This is a genomic window from Micromonospora echinaurantiaca, assembly GCF_900090235.1.
Classification (GTDB): domain Bacteria; phylum Actinomycetota; class Actinomycetes; order Mycobacteriales; family Micromonosporaceae; genus Micromonospora; species Micromonospora echinaurantiaca.
This window is the reverse complement of sequence record NZ_LT607750.1, coordinates 5,162,407-5,184,137: the sequence shown is the minus strand read 5'-3', so window position 1 is coordinate 5,184,137 and position 21,731 is coordinate 5,162,407. Positions and strand designations below refer to the sequence as shown.

The following is a 21,731-nucleotide window of genomic DNA, read 5'->3' as shown; positions in this document are numbered from 1 at the left end:
GAGCGGGGCGCGCGGGACGGGTTCAGGACCCCGGCTCGGGAGAGCGCGCGGGCCGATTCCAGGACCGGCCCGCGTCGGAAGGCACCGCCTCAGGCGGCCGCCCGGCCCGACGGGTCGGGGCGGTGCGCCACCAGGTGGGCGGTGGCCGCCTCGACCAGCGCCTCCGGGTCGTCGGCGTGGAAGCGCAGTTCGGTGACCGCCTCGCCGCGCGCCTTGCGGGTCGGCACCGCGATCGGCTCGCGCAGCAGCAGGTCGACGCTGGTCTGGTTGGCCATGCCGAGGCTCACCGTCACGTCGTCGTCGCTGCGTTCCACCTGGACGCTGCCCTCCGGCGGCAGCGAGCGCCGGTTGACCCGTACCCGGTCGATGGCCGACCAGGGCACGGTCAGGTCGAGGGTGATCCCGTTGCGGATCCGGACGCCCGCCTCGCCGACCACGTGCGGGTGCACCTTCAGGCTGGCCAGCAGGCCGAACATCCAGAACAGGCCGTAGACGCCGAGGCCGAGCACGATGTTGCTGACCAGTTCCCAGGGCAGGATCATCTCGAAGATCGGGATCTCCACCGCGGAGACGATGATGAAGATCCACATCAGGGTCATCACCGCGCCGGTGTAGCCGAACGTCCGGTCCCCGGGACGCAGCGGCTCCGGCCGGCGGAAGATCCACCGGTAGAGGCTGCGCCACAGGCCGATCTCGTAGCGGACGGCGAAGCGCAGCAGCTTCCACGCCGTGGCGATCACTGGTCCTCCTCGCGGATCTCGGGGGAGAGGCCCTGCTCGCGCAGCCGCCCCAGCACGTCGTCCAGCCCGGCGACGAAGCAGTCCAGGCGCTCGGCGGGCAGCCCGCCGAAGAGCAGCTCGGCGAAGCCCCGCTGGTCCCGCTCCATCGCCGCGATGGTGCGGGCGCCGTGCTCGGTGAAGGTGACCAGGAACGCGCGCCGGTCGGTGGGGTGCGGTTCGCGGGTGACGAAGCCGGTGTCGACCAGGCCGTCGACCAGCCCGGTGACGGTACGCGGGGCGACCCCGAGCGCGTCGGCCAGGTCGCGCTGGGTGGCCGGGCCATTGCGGCGCAGCTCCCAGAGCAGGGTGGCCCGGGAGGTGGTCAACCCCTCCCGGGCCAGGCCCCGGCTCATGTCGTCGCTGAGCACCACGACCAGTTCGAGCACCCGGTCCAGCGCGGTGGTCAACCGATCCGCGCCCGGCATCGTTACCTGCCTTCATAGTGAGTGTGCCTCACTATGATGCAACGTCACCGATGAGTGCAGACGATCGGGTGCCGCTACCGCGCCGCGTCCAGCCGGGCCCGCTGCTCGGCGGTCAGCTCCAGGTCCACCGCGGCCAGCGACTCCTCCAGCTGGGCCACCGAGGACGCCCCGACCAGCGGGATCGCCGGCACCTCGGCGTCGATCAGCCAGGCCAGCACCACCTGGTTCACCGTCGCCCCGGTCTCCTTCGCCACCGCCTCCAGCGCCGCCAGCCGGCCGGGGGCGCTCGGCAGGTCGTACCCAGCGCCCAGCGGCTTGTCCGGGCGGGTGTAGGCGCCCCGCACCAGCGGCGAGTACGCCACCAGCGCCAACTCCGGCTCGGCCCGCAGGTAGGAGATCAGGTCCGGGCCGGCCGAGCCGACGTCGCCGTCCCGGTCCAGCTCGCTCGGCAGGTCGGCACGCCGCTGCAGGTAGGTGTGGTGGTACTGGAGCACCTCGTAGCCGGGCAGCCCGGCGGCGGCCGCCAGGCTGCGCGCCCGCTCCACCCGCCACGCCCGGTGGTTGCTCACCCCGAGCAGGCCGACCGTGCCCTCGGCGACCAGCTCGGCGAAGCCCGCCACGGTTTCCCGCAGCGGTACCCGGTGATCCTCGATGTGCGCGTACAGCAGATCGAGCTTCGCCATGCCGAGCCGCTCCCGGCTGCGCTCCGCGGCCTCCCGGATCACCGTCGCCGACAGCCCCTCCGGGTTGTCGACGTAGCCGGTGCCGGGGGCCAGCGGCCGCGCACCGAGCTTGGTGGCGACGACGATCTCGTCGCCGATCCCGCGGCTGCGCCGCCACCGGCCGAGCAGCTCCTCGCTCTCCCCGCCCTGCCCGCCGGTGAGCCAGAAGGCGTAGTTGTCCGAGGTGTCGATGAAGGTGCCGCCGGCCTCGACGTACCGGTCCAGGATGGCGAACGAGGTCGCCTCGTCGGTGGCGGTGCCGAACAGCATGGCGCCGAGGCTCAGCACGCTCACCTCGCGGCGGGTCTTCGGGTCGGTGCCGATGGTGCGGTACCTCACGGGCGTCCCCTCTCACGCGGCCCGGCTGCGTCCTCCTCCGGGCGGTCGGGGACGAGCCTGGCTGCTGGAGCGCACTCGAAGTCAACCCCTCACCAGGGCAGTACGCCGTACCCGCCGCCGCTGTCCGCGAGGTGGCCCCAGAGCTGGCCGGACGGGCCGTCCGCCGGCAGCGTCGCCAGGTGGACGCTCACCTCGGCGCCCTGCTCCGGGCTGCGGAAACCGGTGTGCCCGTTGAAGTCGGTGGCGCAGTAGCCGGGGTTGGCCGCGTTCACCTTGACCGGGGTGTCCCGCAGCTCCTTGGCGTACATCGCGGTGACCATGTTCAGCGCCGCCTTCGACGTCGGGTACGGCACCGAGGTCAACCGCCAGATGAAGCTCTCCGGGTCGGTGATGGTGCCGATCGAACCCACCTCGCTGGAGACGTTCACGATCCGCGCCGCCGGGGCCCGCAGCAGCAGCGGCAGCAGCGCGTTGGTGACCGCCACCACGCCGAAGACGTTCGTCTCGAACACCCGGCGCAGCGTGGCCAGGGTGGTCTCGCTGGGCAGCGCCCGCTCGCCGTCGCTGAGCACGATGCCGGCGTTGTTGACCAGCACGTCGAGCTTGCCGTACTCCTCGTCCACCAGCTTCGCGGCGGTCGCCACGGACTCCTCGTCGGTCACGTCCAGCGACAGGAAGCGGGCCTGCGCGCCGCCATCGCGCAGCCGCCGCTCGGCGGCCCGGCCCCGCTCGGCGTCCCGCGCGCCCACCAGCACGGTCATCCCGCGCGCGGCGAGCTGCCGGGCCGTCTCGAAGCCGATTCCTTTGTTGGCCCCGGTGACCAGGGCGATCATGTTCGTCATGCCGTCGACGGTGCCCGCCCGGACGGGCCGGCGGGAGAGACCGGCCGAGGCTGGGACCGGCGGTACCACCCTCGGCGCCGCCGGCTGAGGCAAGCTTGACGGCATGACCAGAAACTGCCTGCGCCGGGCGGAGCTGGCGGCGTTCCTGCGCAGCCGCCGGGAGCGGCTGCGCCCCGCCGAGGTGGGCCTCCCCGACGGGGTGCGCCGCCGCACGCCCGGGCTGCGCCGGCAGGAGGTGGCCCAACTGGCCGGCATGTCGGTCGACTACTACATCCGGCTGGAGCAGGGCCGCGGCCCGCACCCGTCCCGCCAGGTGCTGTCCTCGCTGGCCCGGGCGCTGCTGCTCACCCGGGACGAGCGGGAGTACCTGTTCCGGGTGGCCGGGGAGTCCCCGCCCCCGGCCGCCGGGCCCAGCCGGGAGGTTCCCGCCGGCCTGCGGCACCTGATGGACGCGATGACCGAGACCCCGGCGTACCTGGTCGACGCCAGCTACCAGATCCTGGCCTGGAACCGGCTGGCCACGTACTTCGTCGGGGATCTCGCGGCGGTGCCGGCCGCCGACCGCAACATGGTCCGCTGGATGTTCCGGATGTCCGACGACGCGCACTGGGCCGACCCCGAGGTGGTGCACTTCGCCCGCACCACGATCGCCGACCTGCGCGCCGCCTACGGCCGCTACCCCCGCGACCGGGGCCTCGCCGAGCTGGTCACCGAGCTGCTCGGTACCTCGCCCCGGTTCGCGCGGCTCTGGGCCGAGCACGACGTGGCGGAACGCCGCCTGATCGTCAAGCGGGTGCCGCACCCCGACCTCGGGCTGCTGGAGTTCGAGTGCCGGGTGCTGCACGTGCCGGAGACCGACCAGCGGTTGATCGTCTACGTCCCCGAACCGGGCTCGCCCACCGCGGCCACCTTCCGCCGGCTCGCCGAGCGGGTGGCCAGCTGACCCGCTCGGCCGTCCACCGGACCCTCGGCGCGGCGGGCCGGCGGTAGCGCACGCCGGCTCAGGTGGCCCGCTCCAGGGCGGCGGTGGCCAGCGGGGCCAGCTTGGCCAGCAGGTCCCTGCCGGCAGCCAGATCGCCCTCGTCCGCCGAGGCGTCCACCTGGAGCACGAAGTTGCCCCGGACCAGCAGCAGCGTGCACTGGTGCCGGGTGGCCTGGCCGATCAGCTTCTCGCAGAAGGTGATGGTGTCCGGGCCCTCGGCCACCGGCGGGGGCGTCGGCCGGACGATCTCCGAGGTGCGCCCGTCGTCGGGTACCTCGTACTTCTTGCAGGTCCTGAGCACGGAGCGCAGTTCGTCGGCGAGCTTGCGCCCGGGCACCTTGAGGTAGCCGACCACGTACTGCCGGATCCAGACCGTCTCGCCGTCCCAGACCCGCTCCCGGTACGCGGTGCGCTTGCGGTCCGAGGGCAGGCTGTCCCGGCACAGCGAGATCAGCTTCCACGCCTCGCTGTTCTCCTCGGTGAACTCCGCGGTCTCCGGGTGGAAGCCGGCGTCCAGGTCCAGCATCGCCGCCTTCACCCGGCTGCGGACCTCGGCCGTGGAGGTCGGCGCCGGACGTGGCGCCGGCGCGCTCGGCGAGGCCGACTCGGCCGGTGCGGACCAGCGGGGTGTGTCGGCTCCGGCCGGCCCGCAGGCGGTCGGGGCGAGCAGCGCCAGCATCGACAGGAGCAGCAGCGGGGTACGGCGGCGCATCATCGCGGGGGCGCGGTCCTTTCGTACGGCAAAAGGGGGCCCAACCGGGCCCCCTTGCCAGCAGCGCCGCCGCGGCCCGCCCCGTTACGCCGGGATGTAGTCGAAGGTGTCCGGATCCGGCCCCTGCCGCCCCGACGCGCCCTTGTCCAGCGCGGTGATCCGCTCCATCGCCACGTCGTCCAGCTCGAAGTCGAAGATCCGGAAGTTCTCCTCGATCCGGGCCGGCGTGGTCGACTTCGGGAAGACGACGTCGCCGCGCTGCACGTGCCAGCGCAGCACCACCTGAGCCGGCGTCCGGCCGACCTCCTGGGCGACGTCGACCACCGTCGGGTCGTCCAGCACCCTGCCCTGCGCGATCGGCGCCCACGCTTCGGTGATGATGTTGTGCGTCCGGCCGTACTGGCGCACCTGCTCGTTGCCGAAGTACGGGTGCACCTCGACCTGGTTCACCGCCGGCACCACCCGGGCCTCAGCGGCCAGCCGCTCCAGGTGCGGCACCTGGAAGTTCGACACCCCGATCGAGCGGGCCCGCCCGTCGCGCTGGAACTCCTCCAGCGTCCGCCAGGTCGAGACGAAGTCACCGTCGTAGCGGGTGGGCAGCGGCCAGTGGATCAGGAACAGGTCGACGTAGTCGGTCTTCAGCGCGGCCAGCGTCGAGTCGAACGCCTTGCGGGCGTCGTCCGGGCGGTGGAAGCCGTTGTTCAGCTTGCTGGTGACGAAGACCTCGCCGCGGTCCAGCCCGGCCTCCCGGATCGCCTGCCCGACCTCGGCCTCGTTGCCGTACATCTCGGCGGTGTCGATGTGCCGGTAGCCGACCTCGAGGGCCGTGCGCACCGCCGCCACGGTGTCCTTCGGCTCGATCTGGAACACCCCGAAGCCGAACTGGGGGATGGTGTTGCCGTCGTTGAGGGTGATGTCGGGGATGGTGTTCGCCATTGCGGCTCCTTCGCCGGTCGTCGCCGGGTCGCGGATGCGCCTCCACGTACCGTCTGCCGTCTGTCCGCGTACCCCCGGACCCCAGTTTCTCACCGGTGATCCCCGCCTCAGCCGGCGGTGTCGAAGAGCACCCGCCACGGCCGCGGCGCCGGCACCGCCGGTGGCGCCGGCGGGTCGGCGGCGGCCAGCACCTCAGCGGCGAGCTGCCCGACCATCGGCGCGGCCGGGTGCGCTGCCCGCCGCGGCCACGCCGCCGAGGTCCGCTTGACCAGCGGGGCGCCGGCCACCGGCCGCCAGGCGATCCGCGGCTCCCGGCGGCCCAGCGCCGCCGGCTCCACGGCCACCCCGCCGCCGGCCAGCACCAGCCCGAAGAGGAACTCTGGGTTGCGGGCCGGGCGCACCCGGGCCGGCGTGAAACCGTGCCGGCGGCAGACGTCGAGCAGGTGGTCGTGCCAGCCCGGCGCGGTGGCCCGGGGCGCGGTCACCAGGTCCAGGCCGACCAGCGCGGCCAGCTCGACCTCCCGGGCCCGGGCTAGCGGCGAGGTCCGCGGCAGCAGCACCCCCAGCGGTACGTCCACCGCCGCGCCGAAGCGCAGCCCGTCGGCGGCGACCGGGTGGTGCAGCAGCCCCACGTCCAGCCGTCCCTCGGCGAGCATCCGCTCCTGTTCGCCGCTGGTCAGCTCGTGCAGTTCGACGTCCAGGCCGGGCGCCCGGTCGGCCAGCCGGTCCAGCAGCGCCCGCAGGCTCACCGCCGGGGTCTCCGGCGGCACGCCGGCCCGCAGCACGCCGAGCGCGCCGTCGCGTACCTGGCGCAGCACGTTGCGCAGCCGGTGCTCGCCGGCCAGCAGTTCCTCGGCCTCGGCGAGCAGCAGCTCGCCGGCGGTGGTTAGCCGCACCTGGCGGCGGGACCGGTCGAACAGTTCGACCGCCAGCTCCCGTTCCAGCCGCTGGATCGACTGGCTCAGCGGCGGCTGCGCCATGCCCAGCAGTTCGGCCGCGCGCCCGAAGTGCAGCTCCTCGGCGACCACCACGAAGTGCCGTAGGTGTCGGAGCAGGTCCACCGCCGCAGGCTACGCCAGGGGCGGCGGCGCACCCGGCGCCGCGGCCCGGCCCGGACGGCCACTAGCGTGCCAGGGGTGACGGTGCGGGAGCGGATCGACGGGATCTTCGACCGGCTCGGCATCACCCCGAGCCTGCACGTGGTGGAGCTGGCCGGCGGCCGGGGCGGGTCGGCCGCGGACGGCGGCCGGGAGGTGGCGGTCCGGGCCGACGAGCAGGTGGTGATCGCTTCGATCTTCAAGATCCTGCTGGTGCTGGAGTTCGCCCGGCAGGTGGTCGCCGGTCAGCTCGACCCGCGCGAGCGGGTGCTGGTGACCGCCGACGACCGGCTCGGCGGCTGGGGGATCGCCGGCTGCGCCGACGACGCCGAGGTGTCGCTGCGCGACCTCGCGTACTTCGCCATGTCGGTGAGCGACAACACCGCCGCCGACCTGCTGCTGCGCCGGGTCGGCCCGGACGTGCTGCCGATGCTCGCCGCCGAGCTGGGGCTGTCCCGAACCCGGATCGTGGGTGGCCCCCGGCAGCTCGCCGAGTCGATGCTGGCCGACGTCGGCGCGCGGACCGAGGCGGACTTCGCCCGGATCTTCCCGACCCTGCCGGTCGAGCGGGTCCGGGCGATGCGGGTCTTCGATCCCGAGCGGACCACCTCCAGCACGGCGCGGGAGATCACCCGGCTGCTGGGCCTGATCTGGCGCGACGAGGCCGGCCCGGCCGAGGCGTGCGCGATGGTCCGGGAGTGGATGTCCCGGCAACTGTTCTGGACCCGGCTGGCCTCGGGTTTCCCGCCCGGCGTGCGGGTCGCCGGCAAGACCGGCACCCTGCCCGGGCTGCACCTGGAGGCGGGCGTCGCCGAGTACCCCGACGGCGGCCGGTACGCGATCGCCGTCTTCGCCCGGATGGCCGACCTGGCCACCCGGCGGATCGACGTGGACCTGGCCATGGGGGAGGCCGCCCGGACGGCCGTCGAGGCGCTGCGCGCGGGGTGATTTTCCGGCGGCCGCCGCCCGGTCGTCCCGGCGCTGACCTGGCCCGATATCCGGACGGATATCGACCGTGTCGGCCGTCGATCTTGGACTTGCCGCCGGTGGCGCTGGTTGGCTCGGGACCGACCGATCAGCACCACGACGGGGAGAGTTCCGCATGCCCAACCTGGACCGCCGCCGCTTCCTCCGCGACGCCGCCGCCGGCACCGCCCTGGTCTCCACCGCCGGGCTCGCCGGCGCCACCCTGGCCGCGCCGGCGCAGGCCGCGCCGCCGGCCGCCGCGCCGGTCGCGGCCGCCCCGGCCGGCCGGCGCCGTGGCCCGGTCAGCTTCCGCTGGTGGGGTACGTCGGGCTGGCGGGTCGACATCGGCGACCGGACCGTCCTGGTCGACCCCTACCTGAGCCGCATCGACACCGGGCTGTTCACGGGCGCCTTCAACCAGTCGACGTCGTTGGAGGTCGACACCTCGGTGGTCGACGCGCTGGTGGACCGGGCCGCGACGGTGTTCGTCACGCACACCCACTGGGACCACTACATGGACGTCCCGTACATCGCCGGCCGCACCGGCGCCCGGGTTTTCGGCACGCTGACCGCGTACCACCTGGGGTTGGCGCACGGGGTGCCGTCCGGGCAGCTCAGCCCGGTCAAGGGCGGGGAGGTGCTGGACTTCGGCGACCACACGGTGGAGGTGGTCGGCGCGCTGCACAGCCGCAACCTGTCGTACTCGATGGCCTTCCCGGGCGTACGGGTCAGCCCGCCGCCGAAGCCGGCGACCATCGCCGACCTGCCCGAGGGCGACACCCTGTCCTACCAGCTGCGGGTCGACGGCGGCCCGGCGGTGTTCTTCATGGGGGCCAGCGACTTCGTCGAGCGGAACCTGACCGGCCTCGCCCCGGACGTGGCCATGGTGGCGCTGCCGAGCAGCACCGCCACCGCCGACTACGCGGCCCGGCTGCTGGCCGCGCTGGACCACCCGAAGGTGGTGGTGCCGGTGCACTTCGACAATTTCGAGACCGACCTGCGCAACCCGGTGCCGGTGGCGCCGAACGACCGCGAGCGCCTCGACGAGTTCATCGCCACCATCCGGCGGGTGTCGCCGCGCAGCCGGGTGCTGGTGCCGGAGTACGGCACCGCGTACCACTTCTGAGCCGGCCGGGGGGCGGACGGCGGGTGCCATCCGCCCCCCGCCATGCATTACCTATCGTTCCCTATCTGAGCTAGGGTAGGGAGCGATGGGTGAGGAAATGTACTCGGTCGAGCAGGTGGCCGACCGGCTCGGCCTGCACGTGCGGACCGTGCGCGGCTACATCCGCTCCGGCCGGCTCAGGGCGGTGCGGATCGGCAAGCAGTACCGGATCGCCCGCACCGACCTCGACGCGCTGACCGGGCGGCCGCGGCCGGCCCGGCCGACCACCGTCGTGCCGGCCGAGGTGTCGAGCATCGTGCAGGTCGACGGCGTCGACCGGGCGACGGCCGACCGGCTCGGCACGCTCGTGCTGGCCGCGGCGAACACCGGCAGCGGCGGCGGGCAGCCGCTGCGCGTCCAGACCGTCCACGACGAGGAACGGAACCGCATGAAGATCGTGATACTCGGCGGCGCCGCCGCGACCGCCGAGCTGCTGCGCCTGGTCGACGCCGTGCTCGACGGCGACGACGGCCTGCTGGCGGGGGAGGCCGGCGATGCCTGACGTCCTTCAGCAGCGGGCCGGGGTGCAGGTGCTGGTCTGCGACCCGGCCGGCCCGCCGGTGGCCACCGAGCAGGACGCGCTGGACCTGATCGGCGCGGCCTTCCTCGGCGCGCAGGTGGTGGCCGTCCCCGCGAGCCGGCTGGACGAGCGCTTCTTCACGCTGGGCACCCGCTTCGCCGGCGAGGTCATGCAGAAGTTCGTCAACTACCGGCTGCGGCTGGCCGTGGTCGGCGACATCACCCGGCACCTGGCCGCCAGCTCGGCCCTGCGCGCCCTGGTGGAGGAGTCGAACCGGGCCGGGCACATCTGGTTCCTGCCCGACCTCGACGCGCTCGACGCCCGGCTGCGCGGCGACACCGAGGGGCGTCGCACGGCCTGAGCGGCCCGCCGGCCGGGCCGGCCGCCCGCTACGCCGCCGCCAGCTCGGCCAGGGCGCGGACCGACCGCCAGTTGCGGGTGGTCGCCACCACGCCGAGCTTCTTCTCCAGGTACGTGTTGGTGAACTTCGACCGGCCGTAGCCGCCGTCGGGGAAGTGCAGGTAGACCTCCCGGCCGGTGACGGTGAACGCGACGTTCTCCCCGCCGGGCACGGCCAGCGCGTCCACGGCGGACGGCTTCGGCGCGGTCGCGAGGAAGGCCACCAGCAGCCGCGTCGGGTCGTCCTCCCGTCCGGCGTACGGGTTCCCGCCCGCCACCGCCGCCATCTCCCGGCCACTGCGGACCAGCACCGGCACGGTCGCCCCCAACTCGTCGGCGATCGCCTGCTCGATGCCGCGGGCCAACCGGTCGGCGTCGCGCACGTCGCTGCCGAAGACGACGTTGCCGCTCTGCAGGTACGTCCGCACGTCCGCGTGCCCGAGGTCAGTGACGAGCCGACGCAGGTCGGTCATGGCGACCTTCGTCCCGCCGACGTTGACCCCGCGCAGCAGGGCGACGTACCGGTGCATGACGACCTCCTCGACGGTCCGGCGCTGCCAGCCTAGGCCGACCCGGCGCCGCCCGGCTGCCCGCGACGCGGCGCGGAACCCGGGGACCGCTTGCCGGGTTCCCGCCCGGCCGGGCCCACCAGTCCGGTCTCGTAGGCGACGATGACCAGCTGGGCGCGGTCGCGGACGGCGAGCTTGGTGAGCAGCCGACCGACGTGCGTCTTGACCGTCGCCAGGCTCAGCTGCAGGTGCGCGGCCAGCTCCACGTTGGACAACCCGCGGGCGATCAGCGTGAGCACCTCGCGTTCGCGGTCGGTCACCCCGTCGAGCCGGCGGGGCAGCGGTCGGGACGGCTCCGCGCGCCGGGCGAACTCGTCGATGAGCCGGCGGGTGACCGTCGGCGCGAGCAGCCCCTCGCCCGCCGCCACCACCCGGATGCCGGCCAGCAGCTCGGCCGGTGGGGTGTCCTTGAGCAGGAAACCGCTGGCCCCGGCGCGCAGCGCGCCGTACACGTACTCGTCGAGGTCGAACGTGGTCAGGATGAGCACCCGGCAGCTCGCCGTCGCGGGGTCGGCGCAGATGTGCCGGGTCGCCTCGATGCCGTCCATCTCTGGCATCCGGACGTCCATCAGCACCACGTCCGGGCGGTGCCGGGCGGCCAGGGCCACCGCCTCGGCGCCGGTTCCCGCCTCGGCGACGGTGGTGCAGCCCGGGTCGAGGTCGACCAGCACCCGGAAGCTGCCGCGCAGCAGCGCCTGGTCGTCGGCGATGAGCACCCGGATCATGCGACGGCCCGGTACGGCAGGCGGGCGCTCACCGCGAACCCGCCACCGGAGCGCGGGCCGGCGGAGAACTCGCCGCCGTGCAGCGTCACCCGCTCCCGCATGCCGGTCAGCCCGTGGCCGTGCCCGTTCATCCGCACCGGGCGCCGGCCGTCGTCGACCACCTCGACGCGTACCTCGTCGGGCGCGACGACGATGGTGGCCCGGCAGGCGGCCGGCGCGGCGTGCTTCACCACGTTGGTGACCGCCTCCTGCACGATCCGGTACGCCGCCAGGCCCACCGACTCCGGCACCGCCCCGACGTCCGGCACGTCCCGGCGGACGTCGACGCGCACGTCCACCCCGCCGATCGCCGCGCGTTCGGCCAGCCCGGGCAGCTCGTCCAAGCCGGGCGCCGGCGCGTACCCGGCGTCCTCGCGGAGCGCGCCGAGCACCCGGCGGATGTCGGTCAGCGCCGCCCGGCCGGCTTCCTCGATCACCCGCAGCGCGTCCCGGGCCTCGCCCGGTTCGGCGTCGGCGACGTGGTTGGCCACCGCCGCCTTCACCACGATCAGGCTCATCGTGTGGGCCACCACGTCGTGCAGCTCGCGGGCGACGCGCAGCCGTTCCTCGGTGACCGCCTGGCGCACCAGCTGCTCGCTCTGCCGGGCGGCGAGCGCCCGCCGTTCCCGTACCGACCAGCCCACCAACCAGCCCGGCGCGATCATGACGGCGGCGTAGCCGACCGCGCCGGTGCGGGACCACAGGTCACCGGCGGTCGTCGCCAGCGCGGCACTCACCACCGCCAGGCAGGCCACGGCGTACACCAGTGACCGCAGCGGGGGCGTGGCGACGGCCAGCGTGTAGCAGGCCAGCCCGATGGCGAACGCCGGGGCGGCGGCCGCGAAGTTGGGGATCACGCCGGTCGCCAGCGCCGCCGCGGCGGCCAGGCTCACCAGCAGGGCCACGCCGACCGGCCAGCGCCGCCGGACCGCCACCGGCAGTCCGATGACCAGCCCGGTGAGCACCGACGCCCACACCGGTTCCCGGACCCCGCCACGCAGCGGGGACTCCAGGGCCGCGTACGCGCAGAGCGCCGCACCGACCACCACGGCCAGCACACCGTCCACCAGGTACAGGTCCACCGGCCGCAGTCGCCGGGCAAGCAGCGTGCCCACGGGACAGACGGTAACCGCCGACCGGGGGCGGCGCGTCCACCCGAGGCAGGTCATCCTCGGGGATGACGCGGCGACCGCGAGGCTGCCCGGATACCCCTGCGGGCGGGTCGGAAAGTGCCGGCCCCGGCACGACGCGTACGGCCCCGCCGGCCCGGCACGGTGGCGGTATGACCACAGACACGGTGACGCTGACCGGGCTCCGGGCGGTGTACGGCTCGGGCAGCCGACGGGTGACGGCGCTGGACGGGGTGACGACCAGCTTCGCGAGCGGCACGTTCACGGCGGTGATGGGACCGTCCGGCTCCGGCAAGTCGACCCTCCTGCACTGCGCCGCGGGGCTGGACCGACCGGTGGCGGGGACCGTCACCGTCGACGGGATCCGCCTGGGCGACCTGGGCGAGGACGAGCTGACCCGGCTGCGCCGGGACCGGATCGGCTTCGTGTTCCAGGCGTTCAACCTGATCTCCTCGCTGACCGCCGCGCAGAACGTCGAACTGCCGCTGCGGCTGGCCGGTCGACGCCCGGCGGACCGGGACGTCACGGCCGGGCTCGCCGCCGTCGGGCTGGCCGACCGGGCCGGGCACCGGCCCAGCGAACTCTCCGGTGGCGAGCAGCAGCGGGTCGCCATCGCCCGGGCCCTGGTCACCCGGCCGGCGGTGGTCTTCGCCGACGAGCCCACCGGCGCGCTGGACAGCGCCGCGTCCCGGCAGGTGCTGCGGCTGCTGCGGGCGCTGGTCGACGAGCACGGGCAGACCGTCGTCATGGTCACCCACGACCCGGCGGCCGCCGCGTACGCCGACCGGGTGCTGCTGCTCTCCGACGGTCGCCTCGCCGACGAGCTGACCGGCCCGTTCACCGCCGCGTCCGTCGCCGCCCGGATCGCCGACGCGATTCCGGAGCCGTCGTGCTGACCGTCCGGCGCTCGGCCGGCGCGTTCGTGGCCGTCGCCGTCGGTGTCGCGCTGGTCTTCGCGAGCACGCTGCTGCTCGCGTCCGGCCGGCCGTCGACGCCGGAGCGGCTGGCCGGGGCCGCCGTGGTGGTCGCCAGCCCCGAGGCGTACTCACCCGCCGACCCCTTCCCGCCCACCCGGCCCTGGTCGTCGGCGCGGGCGAGCGAACTCGTGGCGCGGTTGGCCGGGCTGCCCGGCGTCGCGGCAGCCGTGCCGGACCGGACGTTCTACGCCCAGCCACTGGTGGCCGGCCGTCCCCCGGCCACCGACGGCCAGCGGCAGGACGCCCACCAGGGACACGGCTGGTCGAGCACCCGCCTCGGCGGGCCGCGGTTGACGGCGGGCACGCCGCCCCGGCACCCCGGCGAGGTGGTCGTCGACGCCGCGCTCGGCCTGCGCCCCGGTGACCCGGTCACCCTGCTGACCGCGGGTGGGCCGCGGGCGTACACCGTCACCGGCCTGCTCGACGCGCCGGGCGTGCACGTGGCCGACGAGGTCGCCGCCACCCTCGCGCCGGGGGTCGGCGTCATCGGTCTGGTGCTGGCGCCGGGCGCCGACCCCGACCGGGTCGCCGCCGCCGCGCGCGGCGTCGTGGCCGGTGACGGCCGGGTCCTCACCGGCGCCGAGCGGGGCCGGCTGGAACCGCGGGCGGACGCGCGTACCCGCTGGATCGGCCTGCAGGTGCTCACCGCCACCGCCGCGCTCGCCGGCTTCGTCACGGTCTTCGTGGTCGCCGCCGCGTTCGCCTATGCCGTCGCGCAGCGCCGCCGGGAACTGGCGCTGCTGCGCGCCGTCGGGGCCACCCCGCGCCAGGTCCGCCGGATGCTGTACCGGCACGCCCTGGTGGTCGGTGCCGGCGGGGCGGTCGTCGGGTTGCTGGTCGGGGCCGCGCTCGCCCCGGCGGTGGGCCGGCTGCTGGTCGACGTGGGCTTCGAGCCGGCGACCTTCCGCCTCCGGTACCCCCTCTGGCCGGTCGCGGTCTCGCTGGTGGCCGGGCCGGTGATCGCGCTGCTGGCCGTGTGGGCGGCGTCCCGGCGGGCCGCGCGGGTCCGGCCGCTGGCGGCGCTGCGCGAGTCGGCCGTGGAGCAGCGGCCGATCGGGCGGTTGCGGGCGGCGGCGGGCGGGCTGCTCGTCGCCGCCGGTGCGGCGCTCGGGCTCGCGACCGCCACCAGCGCCGACGCGCAGGAGGGGGCGTCGTCCGCGCTGCTCGCGGTGATGGCGCTGGTCACCGGCGCGGCCGCGCTCGCGCCGGTGTTCGTCGGGCCGCTCGTCCGGCTGCTCCACCCGCCGGTGCGGCGGCGCGGCGGCGCCATCGGGTTGCTGGTACGCGCCGGCGCCTCGACCGCCACCCGGCGCACCGCGTCGACCGCCGCCCCGGTCCTGCTCACCGTCGCCTTCGCCGTGCTGGTGTCCGGAATGGTGCAGACCTCCACCGCCGTGTACGCGGCCGGCCGGCTGAGCGCCGTGAACGCCGGCTGGGTGCTGCTGCCGGACCGGGCCCCCGGCCTCGCCGACCCGGCGGTCGCCGCGGCGGGCGGCGCGTCCGTCCTGCCGACCACGGTGTTCGTGGCCGGTGACCCGTCGGCCGACGGGATCCGCCCGCTGACCGCGCTCGGTGTCGAACCGGCGGCGTTCGCCACGGCGAACCGGGCGCTCACCGTCCTCGCCGGCTCCCTGTCGGACCTGCGCGGCGACGACGCCGTGGTGCTCAGCGCCTCGGCGGCCGGAGCCAGCGCCTCGGCGGCCGGAGCCACCGCCGCGCTGCCCACCCGGCCCTATCCGGTGGTCTTCGCCGACGGGGAACGGGTGCCGCTGCGGGTCGTCGCCGTGGTGACCGACGACTCGCTCCCCGGTGACCTGCTCCTGCCCCGCGCCGCCGTCCGGGCGCACGACCCGTCGGCGCTGACCTCGGCGGTGTACCTGACCGCGCCGGTCGACCCACCGGCCGGCGCCCGGGTGGTCGACGTCGCCACCTGGGCCGCCGAGGCGGACCAGGCGGAGGACCGGCTGGTCTGGCTGGCCACCCTGCTGCTGATCGCGGTGACGGCCGGCTACGGCGGGATCGCGGTGGTCAACACGCTGTTGGCGGCCGCCGCCGGCCGGGCCGCCGACCTGCGCCTGATCCGGCTGGCCGGGGCGACCCGGCGGCAGGTCCTGCGGCTGGTCGCCGCGGAGTCGGCGTTGGTGGTGGCGCTCGGCGCGCTGCTCGGCGGGGCGGTCGCGTTCGCCGGCCTGGTCAGCATCCGGGCCGGCCTCGCCGAGCAGGCCGGCGCGCCGGTCGACCTCGTCGTCCCGTGGCCGGTGGTCGGCGGCGTCGTCGGGCTCTGCCTGCTGCTCGCCCTCGCGGCGAGCGTCGTGCCGGCCTGGCGGCTGCTGCGCCGGGGGTCGGCCGTGCGGGCCGGCGGGTGACCGGTTCGTGACGCAGATGTGATCCGACGGCTCTTCGCATCGATCGTTCCCGGTGGTCTGCTAGGGAGCGAAAGCGCAGGCGAGCAGCGGTTCTCACCGCTACCCGGACTACACCTTCCGGCGCGGCGACACCGGCGACAAGCGATTGCACCACCCCATAACCCGTGGGCCCGCACCGGTTCGCCGGTGCGGGCCCACGGCCGTCCGGGGCCGCCGGTCGGGCGGACGGCCGGCTAGGGTGCGGGCCATGCGCGTACGTCCTGCCGGACTCCTCCTCGCCGCGGTCGCCGCGGTGCTCTGGGCGCTCGGGATGACCGTCCTGCAACCGCTGACCGAGCAGGTCGGGCCGTGGCCCGAGGCGCTGCGCGGCAACAACGCCTACTGGGCGCGCGACCTGCGCTTCGTCGCGATCGTCGGGGCGGTGGCGGGGCTCGTGCTGGCCGGTGGCGGCAACCGCCGGTGGAGCGTTCCGGCGGTGCTGCTGGGCGGCGCGTGGCTGGCCGCCGACGTGGCCGTGGACCGGGCCGACCCCACCGGCGCGGGTTTCACCGTGCTGCTCGCCGTCGCCGGCTGCGCGGCCGTCGCCGGCGCCGCCACCCTCGCCGTACGCCGGCAGCGCGGTGGCCGCGATCGGCGGGCGCTGGTCGCCACCGCCTGCGTCACCGCAGTGTCGGTGCTGATCGCCGCGGGCATCGAGTCACCGACCGACCGGGAGCCGGAACTGAACCGGGCAGCGGTCGTCACCAGCCTGCTGCTGCTCGCCCTGACCCTCGGTTGCGCGCTGGCGGCGGCCCCGGGGTGGCACCCGGCCCGGCAGCGGCTGGCGGTCGGGATCGGCGCGGCGGCGGCCGCCGCCGTCCTGCTGGTGCGGGCGGTGCCGCCCGGCCCGCGGATCCTGCCCGGAGTGCTGCTCGGCGCGGTGCTGCTGACCGGGGTCACCCTGCTGGCCTGGGACTGGCCGCACGGGCGGCCGGTCTGGCGGTGGCACGCCCTCGCCGCCCTGGCCGCCCTGCTCGGCCCGTACGCGATGCTGCTGATCGTGGTCATCGGCACCCTGCCGCTCAACCTGGGCGCGCCGCTGACCGCGCTGGCCGGCAACACCGCCATCAACAGCGCCGACTCCGACGTGCTCTACTCGCTGTCCGGGGTGCTCGCCGGCCTCGGGATGGCGTTGCTGCTGGCCTTCCCGCCCGCCCTCGGCTACCGCCCGGCCGGCCCGGAGCGCCCCGACGGACCCGACGGGCCGGACGAGCCGGAAGGGCCGGAGGAGCCGGACGAGCCGGAGGGGCCGGAGGAGCCGGACGAGCCGGAGGGGCCGGAGGAGCCGGAGGGGCCGGACGGGCTGCGCCGGGCCAGCGCCGACCGGCGGTAGCCGTAGCCGGCGTAGATCAACGCGCCGATCACGAACCAGACAGCGAACCGCAGCCAGGTCTCCGGCGCCAGGAAGGTGATCAGCCAGACCGAGAAGAGCGCGCCGACCGCCGGCACCACCGGCATGCCCGGCAGCCGGAACGTCCGCGGCGCGTCGGGTGGCGGTAGCGCAGCACGATCACCGCGATGCAGACCACCACGAAGGCCAGCAGGATGCCGATGTTGGTCAGTTCCGCGGCCTCGCGGATCGGCAGGAAGCCGGCGATCAACGCGGAGCCGATCCCGACGATCCAGGTCACCCGGCTGGGCACCCGGCGCACCGGGTGCAGCTTGGCGAACCACGCGGGCAGCAGGCCGTCCCGGCTCATCGAGAACCACACCCGGGTCACGCCGAGCATGAAGGTGAACATCACCGTCAGGATGCCGATGATCGCGCCGACCGCGATCACGCTGGCCAGCCCGGACAGGCCCACCGAGGCGAAGGCCGAGGAGAAGCCGCTCTCCGGGTCGATGTCCCGGTAGTTCTGCATGCCGGTCAGCACCAGGGTGGCGAGCACGTACAGGACCATCGAGATGGCCAGCGAGTAGACGATCGCCTTCGGCATGTGCCGGCGGGCGTCCCGGGACTCCTCGGCGGCGGTGCTCATCGCGTCGTAGCCGAAGACCGCGAAGAAGACGGTGGCCGCGCCGGTGAACGCCCCGCTGAGCCCGAACGGGAAGAACGGCGAGTAGTTCGCCGTCTTGACGTAGAAGAAGCCGACCACGATCACCAGCAGCACCACGGCGACCTTCAGCCCGACGACGAACGTCTCGAACTGGGCGGCGGTCTTGATGCCCCGGTTGAGCAGGAAGGCGATCAGCAGGCAGAGCACCACCGCGAAGAGGTCGACCACATGCCCCTCGCCGGTGCCCGGCGCGCCGAGCATCCAGGCCGGCAGCTCCAGCCCCAGCTCGCCGACGAGGAAGCTGAAGTAGCCGGAGATGCCGATCGCCACCACCGCCACGATCGCTGTGTACTCCAGCAGCAGGTCCCAGCCGATGAACCAGCCCACCGCCTCGCCGAGCACCGCGTAGCCGTAGGTGTAGGCCGAGCCGGCCTTCGGGATCATGCCGGCGAACTCCGCGTAGGACAGCGCGGCGGCCGCGCTGGCCAGACCGGCGATCAGGAAGGACACCAGCACCGCCGGGCCGGCGGTCTCGCTGGCCACCGCGCCGGCCAGGGCGAAGATGCCGGCGCCGATGATGCCACCGACACCGATCGCGGTGAGCTGCCACAGCCCGAGGGACCGGGACAGCTGCTCCGCGCTGGTGTCGGCGATCTCCTCGACCGGCTTGCGCCGGAAGATGCCGCTGCCACCGCCGGTGACGCCGCTGCCGGAGGTCATCGTCGTCCCCCCTTCCCGGTCCCGCCCGGCGCGGGACGTGTCCCTGCGTCACCCGCACCCGGCACGCGCACATCTCCAACGAGGAGCGCGGCCGGGGAGGTGCGCCCGACTCACTCGGCGACCGGAAGCACCACCTCGTTGCGGCGCAGGAACCAGGGTCTCCACGGCGGGTCGAAGCGGGCGTAGCGGACTGCGCCGGTCGGGCGCAGCCCGGCGGCGATGACCGCCCGGCCCAGCGCGGTGGCTCGCCGGTCGAACTCCCGCGCCGTCCACCGTCCGGCGAACCGGACGGCGGCGGCGAGCTGTTCGGGGATCTCCCGGATCCGCACCCGGGGATCGGTGGGCTCGGGCAGGGTAGCCGCGGTGAACCGGGCCGGCAGCACGAACCGCACCAGCCAGCTGCCCGGCCGGTCCCCCTCCTCCTGCACGACCGGCGTCGTCATCGCGATCGCCTCCGCCCCGGCCCGCTGCGCGACCGGGCCGACCGCGCCGGCCGCCCGCGTCCGGTCGGCGCCGCCGAGGTACGCGGCCAGCGGCCGGAACGCCTCGGCGGCGACCCGTTCGAAGGTCCCTTCGACCTGCATCTCGGCCACCAGGTGGGCCGGATAGCGGCGCAGCTCGAAGCCGGGTTGCCGCGCCACCACCCGGTACGGCTGCTGCTCGGTCATCGTGCGCTCCCAGCGCCCAGCCCGAAGGCTCCGTCGCCAGCAACGCTACCGTTCGTCGACCTCCCGCTCACCGGAAGTCGCCGGGTCCGGTCCGGGTACCGCCGATCGGGTCAGCCGCCAGTACTGGCGCTCGCCGTCGTCGCGGACCACCACCCCGAGGCGGGCCAGCTCCATCCGCAACTCGCGGACCTCGCCACCCTTCTCCTTGTCCACGGCGCGCTGGCGGGCCCGCAGCAGCGCGTCCGCGCCACTCGGCAGCCCCGGCAGTCCCGGCACCCACCGCCGGTACGCGTCCCGGTGCGGGTCGCCGTCGGTCCACGGCCAGCCACGCCCGCGGAACGCCTCGGACAGCCGCCCGGCGGACAGGTCCGACCGCTCCCGGGCCAGTTCCTCGTCGTCGCCGCCGAGCAGCACGAGGTCCTTGCCGTCGACGAAGACCGCCCGGGCCGCCCGCCGCTCGACGTCCCGTTCCGCGCCGCCGCGGCGCAGCCGGACCCGCTCGACGTCGATGGTGACGACCAGCCGATCCGCGGCGCCCATGGCGCCGAGCGCCAACCCGCCCAGCGCGCCGACGGCCAGTCCGCCGATGCCGGCCTGCGGGTCAGGGAGCCGGTCGACGACCTCGAACAGCTGCTGCACCGGCGCCCAGGGCAGCTCGGCGATCCAGCCGGCGAACCGGGCCAGCAGCGCGCCGGCCCCGGCGCCGGCCGCCGGCAGGCCCACCCAGAGGATCGCCAGCTCGGTCGCGCCGCCGTCGACCCGGGTGGGCACGCCGTGACCGTCCATGCTCAGGACACCTCGCGGCGCAGCGTACGGACCAGGCCGGCGACCAGCGGCACGACCAGCCAGACCAGCAGCGACACCGCAAGCCGGCTCCACTGCTCGCCGGTGACGTCCGGGGTGAGCAGCGGCTCCATGGTGCGCCCGGTGTCCAGCCAGCCGGCCGGCCCACGCAGCGGCCGGACGAGTTCGCCGAGGATCGACCAGAGGGTCGGCAGCACCAGGTAGCTGACGATGGCCAGCGGGGTGTTCAGCAGCAGCAGGCCGAAGCCGGCGCCCATCAGCACGCTGGCCACCTGGAGCACGACCGCGTTCACCAGCAGCGACCCCTCGATCCGCCAGGTGCCGGCGCCGCCGGTGGCCCCGGCGACCAGCGTGCCGGCGGCGGCCACCGCCAGGCTGGCCAGCACCGACGCCAGCGCGGCCAGCACCACCGCGGCGAGCTTCGCGGCGATCACCCGCTCCCGCCGGGGCACCAGGGCGTACGTGGTGAGCGCGGTGCGCTGGGACCACTCGCTGGTGATCGACAGGATGCCGAGCACCGGCAGCAGGATGCCGACCGGCAGCAGCGAGGGGAGGAAGAAGTTGGTGAAGGTCTGGTCCGCGTCCTTGGCGTAGATCAACTGGAGGACGACGATGGCGGCGGCGACCAACCCGATGGTGACCAGCAGCCAGAACCCGGCCCGGGTGTCCACCAGCTTGCGCAGCTCCACCCCGGTGAGCCGGAGCAGGGACGGCCGGCGTAGGCCAGGGTGGTGCCGGGGCGCGGCGGCGGGTGCGGTGGCGACGGTGCTGGTGGTCATCGGACGGTCTCCCTGGTCGGCTGGCCGGTGGTGCGGCTGTCGCCGGCACCGGGGTTCGCGCCGGCGCCGTTCGGTTCGCTGGCGGTGAGGGTGAGGAAGAGCTGCTCCAGGCCGCCGCCGTCGGCGGGGCGCAGCTCGGTGAGGGCGACGCCGGCGTCGGCGGCGGCCTGGCCGACGGCCTCGGCCTCGGCGTGCACGAGCAGCCCCCCGTCGGCGCCACCGGTCACGTCGAGGCCGGCGGCGTCCAGCGCCCGGCGCAGGGCCTGCTGGTCCCGGGCGCGCACCCGGGTGCCGGCGCCGGCCAGCAGTTCGGCCTTGTCGCCCTGGGCCACGATCCGGCCGCCGCCGATGACCACCAGCCGGTCGGCCACCGCTTCGACCTCGCGCAGCAGGTGCGAGGAGAGCAGCACGGTGCCGCCCCGGTCGGCGAAGTCGCGCAGCAGGCCCCGCATCCAGAAGATGCCCTCGGGGTCGAGGCCGTTGGCCGGCTCGTCGAGGATCAGCACCCGGGGGTCGCCCAGCAGCGCGTGCGCCAGGCCGAGCCGCTGCCGCATGCCCAGCGAGTACGCCCGCACCCGGCGCTTCGCGGCGGCCCCGTCCAAGCCGACGAGGTCGAGCTTGACGGCCACCTCCCGGCGGTCCACGCCCATCGTCTGGGCGGCGACGGTCAGCGCCTCCCGGCCGGTCCGCCCGGCGTGCTGAGCGGAGGCGTCCAGCAGCACGCCCACCTCGCGGCCGGGGTTGGGCAGGTGCCGGTAGGGGCGGTCGCCGACGGTGCTGCCACCGGCGGTCGGCGGGGTGAGGCCGCAGATCATCCGCATGGTGGTGGACTTGCCGGCGCCGTTCGGACCGAGGAAGCCGGTGACCGTGCCCGGCTCGCAGCGGAACGACACGTCGTCGACGGCGGTGTGCCGCCCGTACCGCTTGGTGAGGTGTTCGACGGTGATCATGCCGACGACCCTGCCGGAGCCGGTCGGTCGCCCGCAGCGGCCGGCGGTCTCGCCTCGCGGCTACCTTGGTCGAGGCCGAGGTCT

At 75.1% G+C, this 21,731-nt stretch carries 23 protein-coding genes; 8 read left to right on the top strand and 15 right to left on the bottom strand.

The features are described from left to right. Positions 1–89: 89 nt before the first annotated feature. The 4 genes from GA0070609_RS23360 to GA0070609_RS23345 form a co-directional block, all read right to left on the bottom strand. Positions 90–740 carry a hypothetical protein gene (locus GA0070609_RS23360; RefSeq protein WP_231928392.1) on the bottom strand — a complete coding sequence of 217 codons (651 nt, stop codon included), beginning with the start codon at positions 738–740 and terminating at the stop codon, positions 90–92. Further along, positions 737–1,204, bottom strand: coding sequence for a MarR family winged helix-turn-helix transcriptional regulator (locus tag GA0070609_RS23355; RefSeq protein WP_088995766.1), 468 nt, complete (start codon positions 1,202–1,204; stop codon positions 737–739). Before GA0070609_RS23355 ends, GA0070609_RS23360 begins: the two co-directional genes overlap by 4 nt. Before the next feature lie 74 nt (positions 1,205–1,278). Next, positions 1,279–2,265 (bottom strand): aldo/keto reductase, encoded by a 987-nt coding sequence (locus tag GA0070609_RS23350; protein WP_088995765.1) that lies wholly within the window; start codon positions 2,263–2,265, stop codon positions 1,279–1,281. 89 nt (positions 2,266–2,354) lie between these two features. Next, the gene (locus GA0070609_RS23345; protein ID WP_088997918.1) at positions 2,355–3,107 is read right to left on the bottom strand and encodes an SDR family oxidoreductase; all 753 of its coding nucleotides are present in this window, start codon (positions 3,105–3,107) and stop codon (positions 2,355–2,357) included. Between the two features lie 103 nt (positions 3,108–3,210). On the opposite strand from GA0070609_RS23345, the gene GA0070609_RS23340 reads away from it, so the two are divergent. Beyond that, positions 3,211–4,050: a helix-turn-helix transcriptional regulator gene (locus tag GA0070609_RS23340; RefSeq protein WP_088995764.1), complete on the top strand. Its 840-nt coding sequence runs from the start codon at positions 3,211–3,213 to the stop codon at positions 4,048–4,050. Between the two features lie 58 nt (positions 4,051–4,108). Here GA0070609_RS23340 and GA0070609_RS23335 read toward each other — a convergent pair whose 3' ends face one another. The 3 genes from GA0070609_RS23335 to GA0070609_RS23325 form a co-directional block, all read right to left on the bottom strand. Continuing rightward, positions 4,109–4,804: a hypothetical protein gene (locus GA0070609_RS23335; protein ID WP_088995763.1), complete on the bottom strand. Its 696-nt coding sequence runs from the start codon at positions 4,802–4,804 to the stop codon at positions 4,109–4,111. Positions 4,805–4,885: 81 nt separating this feature from the next. Then, entirely contained in the window at positions 4,886–5,737 is an 852-nt protein-coding gene (locus GA0070609_RS23330) for an aldo/keto reductase (protein WP_088995762.1), read from the bottom strand. Between the two features lie 107 nt (positions 5,738–5,844). Further along, on the bottom strand, positions 5,845–6,798 hold the full coding sequence (locus GA0070609_RS23325) for a LysR family transcriptional regulator (RefSeq protein ID WP_088995761.1): 954 nt from the start codon (positions 6,796–6,798) through the stop codon (positions 5,845–5,847). A 75-nt stretch (positions 6,799–6,873) separates the two neighbouring features. Here GA0070609_RS23325 and GA0070609_RS23320 point away from each other — a divergent pair, with 75 nt between their 5' ends. The 4 genes from GA0070609_RS23320 to GA0070609_RS23305 all read left to right on the top strand — a co-directional run bounded on the left by GA0070609_RS23320 (position 6,874) and on the right by GA0070609_RS23305 (position 9,846). Further along, complete coding sequence (locus GA0070609_RS23320) at positions 6,874–7,782, top strand: serine hydrolase (RefSeq protein ID WP_088995760.1); 909 nt, start codon at positions 6,874–6,876, stop codon at positions 7,780–7,782. 154 nt (positions 7,783–7,936) lie between these two features. After that, positions 7,937–8,926 carry an MBL fold metallo-hydrolase gene (locus tag GA0070609_RS23315; RefSeq protein ID WP_088995759.1) on the top strand — a complete coding sequence of 330 codons (990 nt, stop codon included), beginning with the start codon at positions 7,937–7,939 and terminating at the stop codon, positions 8,924–8,926. A gap of 85 nt (positions 8,927–9,011) precedes the next feature. Continuing rightward, a complete protein-coding gene (locus GA0070609_RS23310) occupies positions 9,012–9,467 on the top strand; it encodes a helix-turn-helix domain-containing protein (protein WP_231928391.1) in 456 nt (151 codons plus the stop codon). Beyond that, a complete protein-coding gene (locus GA0070609_RS23305; protein ID WP_088995757.1) occupies positions 9,460–9,846 on the top strand; it encodes a DUF4180 domain-containing protein in 387 nt (128 codons plus the stop codon). The genes GA0070609_RS23310 and GA0070609_RS23305 overlap by 8 nt, the downstream gene beginning before the upstream one ends. 28 nt (positions 9,847–9,874) lie before the next feature. On the opposite strand, the gene GA0070609_RS23300 is transcribed toward GA0070609_RS23305, so the two are convergent. Genes GA0070609_RS23300 through GA0070609_RS23290 form a run of 3 tightly spaced genes read right to left on the bottom strand, consistent with a single transcriptional unit; the run spans position 9,875 to position 12,332 of the window. Next, positions 9,875–10,414, bottom strand: a complete 540-nt coding sequence (locus tag GA0070609_RS23300) for a DUF1697 domain-containing protein (protein WP_088995756.1) — start codon at positions 10,412–10,414, stop codon at positions 9,875–9,877. 32 nt (positions 10,415–10,446) lie between these two features. After that, positions 10,447–11,178, bottom strand: coding sequence for a response regulator (locus GA0070609_RS23295; protein ID WP_088995755.1), 732 nt, complete (start codon positions 11,176–11,178; stop codon positions 10,447–10,449). Next, on the bottom strand, positions 11,175–12,332 hold the full coding sequence (locus GA0070609_RS23290) for a sensor histidine kinase (protein WP_231928390.1): 1,158 nt from the start codon (positions 12,330–12,332) through the stop codon (positions 11,175–11,177). Before GA0070609_RS23290 ends, GA0070609_RS23295 begins: the two co-directional genes overlap by 4 nt. 167 nt (positions 12,333–12,499) lie before the next feature. On the opposite strand from GA0070609_RS23290, the gene GA0070609_RS23285 reads away from it, so the two are divergent. From GA0070609_RS23285 to GA0070609_RS34590, 3 genes are all read left to right on the top strand, one after another. Beyond that, positions 12,500–13,243: an ABC transporter ATP-binding protein gene (locus GA0070609_RS23285; RefSeq protein WP_088995753.1), complete on the top strand. Its 744-nt coding sequence runs from the start codon at positions 12,500–12,502 to the stop codon at positions 13,241–13,243. Continuing rightward, complete coding sequence (locus GA0070609_RS23280) at positions 13,237–15,690, top strand: FtsX-like permease family protein (RefSeq protein WP_088995752.1); 2,454 nt, start codon at positions 13,237–13,239, stop codon at positions 15,688–15,690. Before GA0070609_RS23285 ends, GA0070609_RS23280 begins: the two co-directional genes overlap by 7 nt. 247 nt (positions 15,691–15,937) lie before the next feature. Continuing rightward, on the top strand, positions 15,938–17,062 hold the full coding sequence (locus GA0070609_RS34590; RefSeq protein WP_231928389.1) for a hypothetical protein: 1,125 nt from the start codon (positions 15,938–15,940) through the stop codon (positions 17,060–17,062). Positions 17,063–17,141: 79 nt separating this feature from the next. Here GA0070609_RS34590 and GA0070609_RS23270 read toward each other — a convergent pair whose 3' ends face one another. The 5 genes from GA0070609_RS23270 to GA0070609_RS23250 all read right to left on the bottom strand — a co-directional run bounded on the left by GA0070609_RS23270 (position 17,142) and on the right by GA0070609_RS23250 (position 21,647). Further along, positions 17,142–18,446 carry an amino acid permease gene (locus tag GA0070609_RS23270; protein ID WP_231928388.1) on the bottom strand — a complete coding sequence of 435 codons (1,305 nt, stop codon included), beginning with the start codon at positions 18,444–18,446 and terminating at the stop codon, positions 17,142–17,144. Positions 18,447–18,556: 110 nt separating this feature from the next. After that, on the bottom strand, positions 18,557–19,114 hold the full coding sequence (locus GA0070609_RS23265; RefSeq protein ID WP_088995750.1) for an SOUL family heme-binding protein: 558 nt from the start codon (positions 19,112–19,114) through the stop codon (positions 18,557–18,559). Between the two features lie 45 nt (positions 19,115–19,159). Next, entirely contained in the window at positions 19,160–19,900 is a 741-nt protein-coding gene (locus GA0070609_RS23260; RefSeq protein WP_088995749.1) for a YqeB family protein, read from the bottom strand. Between the two features lie 2 nt (positions 19,901–19,902). After that, positions 19,903–20,697 carry an ABC transporter permease gene (locus GA0070609_RS23255; protein WP_088995748.1) on the bottom strand — a complete coding sequence of 265 codons (795 nt, stop codon included), beginning with the start codon at positions 20,695–20,697 and terminating at the stop codon, positions 19,903–19,905. Beyond that, positions 20,694–21,647, bottom strand: a complete 954-nt coding sequence (locus GA0070609_RS23250) for an ABC transporter ATP-binding protein (RefSeq protein WP_088995747.1) — start codon at positions 21,645–21,647, stop codon at positions 20,694–20,696. Before GA0070609_RS23250 ends, GA0070609_RS23255 begins: the two co-directional genes overlap by 4 nt. Between the last annotated feature and the right edge of the window lie 84 nt (positions 21,648–21,731).

Coding starts and splice junctions, on each gene's coding strand:
- GA0070609_RS23315 (WP_088995759.1), top strand. CDS start 7,937: ATGCCCAACCTGGACCGCCGCCGCTTCCTCCGCGACGCCGCCGCCGGC.
- GA0070609_RS23310 (WP_231928391.1), top strand. CDS start 9,012: ATGGGTGAGGAAATGTACTCGGTCGAGCAGGTGGCCGACCGGCTCGGC.
- GA0070609_RS23260 (WP_088995749.1), bottom strand. CDS start 19,900: ATGGACGGTCACGGCGTGCCCACCCGGGTCGACGGCGGCGCGACCGAG.
- GA0070609_RS23265 (WP_088995750.1), bottom strand. CDS start 19,114: ATGACCGAGCAGCAGCCGTACCGGGTGGTGGCGCGGCAACCCGGCTTC.
- GA0070609_RS23255 (WP_088995748.1), bottom strand. CDS start 20,697: ATGACCACCAGCACCGTCGCCACCGCACCCGCCGCCGCGCCCCGGCAC.
- GA0070609_RS23330 (WP_088995762.1), bottom strand. CDS start 5,737: ATGGCGAACACCATCCCCGACATCACCCTCAACGACGGCAACACCATC.
- GA0070609_RS23300 (WP_088995756.1), bottom strand. CDS start 10,414: ATGCACCGGTACGTCGCCCTGCTGCGCGGGGTCAACGTCGGCGGGACG.
- GA0070609_RS23250 (WP_088995747.1), bottom strand. CDS start 21,647: ATGATCACCGTCGAACACCTCACCAAGCGGTACGGGCGGCACACCGCC.
- GA0070609_RS23335 (WP_088995763.1), bottom strand. CDS start 4,804: ATGATGCGCCGCCGTACCCCGCTGCTGCTCCTGTCGATGCTGGCGCTG.
- GA0070609_RS23355 (WP_088995766.1), bottom strand. CDS start 1,204: ATGCCGGGCGCGGATCGGTTGACCACCGCGCTGGACCGGGTGCTCGAA.
- GA0070609_RS23295 (WP_088995755.1), bottom strand. CDS start 11,178: ATGATCCGGGTGCTCATCGCCGACGACCAGGCGCTGCTGCGCGGCAGC.
- GA0070609_RS23270 (WP_231928388.1), bottom strand. CDS start 18,446: ATGACCTCCGGCAGCGGCGTCACCGGCGGTGGCAGCGGCATCTTCCGG.
- GA0070609_RS23340 (WP_088995764.1), top strand. CDS start 3,211: ATGACCAGAAACTGCCTGCGCCGGGCGGAGCTGGCGGCGTTCCTGCGC.
- GA0070609_RS23345 (WP_088997918.1), bottom strand. CDS start 3,107: ATGACGAACATGATCGCCCTGGTCACCGGGGCCAACAAAGGAATCGGC.
- GA0070609_RS23285 (WP_088995753.1), top strand. CDS start 12,500: ATGACCACAGACACGGTGACGCTGACCGGGCTCCGGGCGGTGTACGGC.
- GA0070609_RS23305 (WP_088995757.1), top strand. CDS start 9,460: ATGCCTGACGTCCTTCAGCAGCGGGCCGGGGTGCAGGTGCTGGTCTGC.
- GA0070609_RS34590 (WP_231928389.1), top strand. CDS start 15,938: ATGCGCGTACGTCCTGCCGGACTCCTCCTCGCCGCGGTCGCCGCGGTG.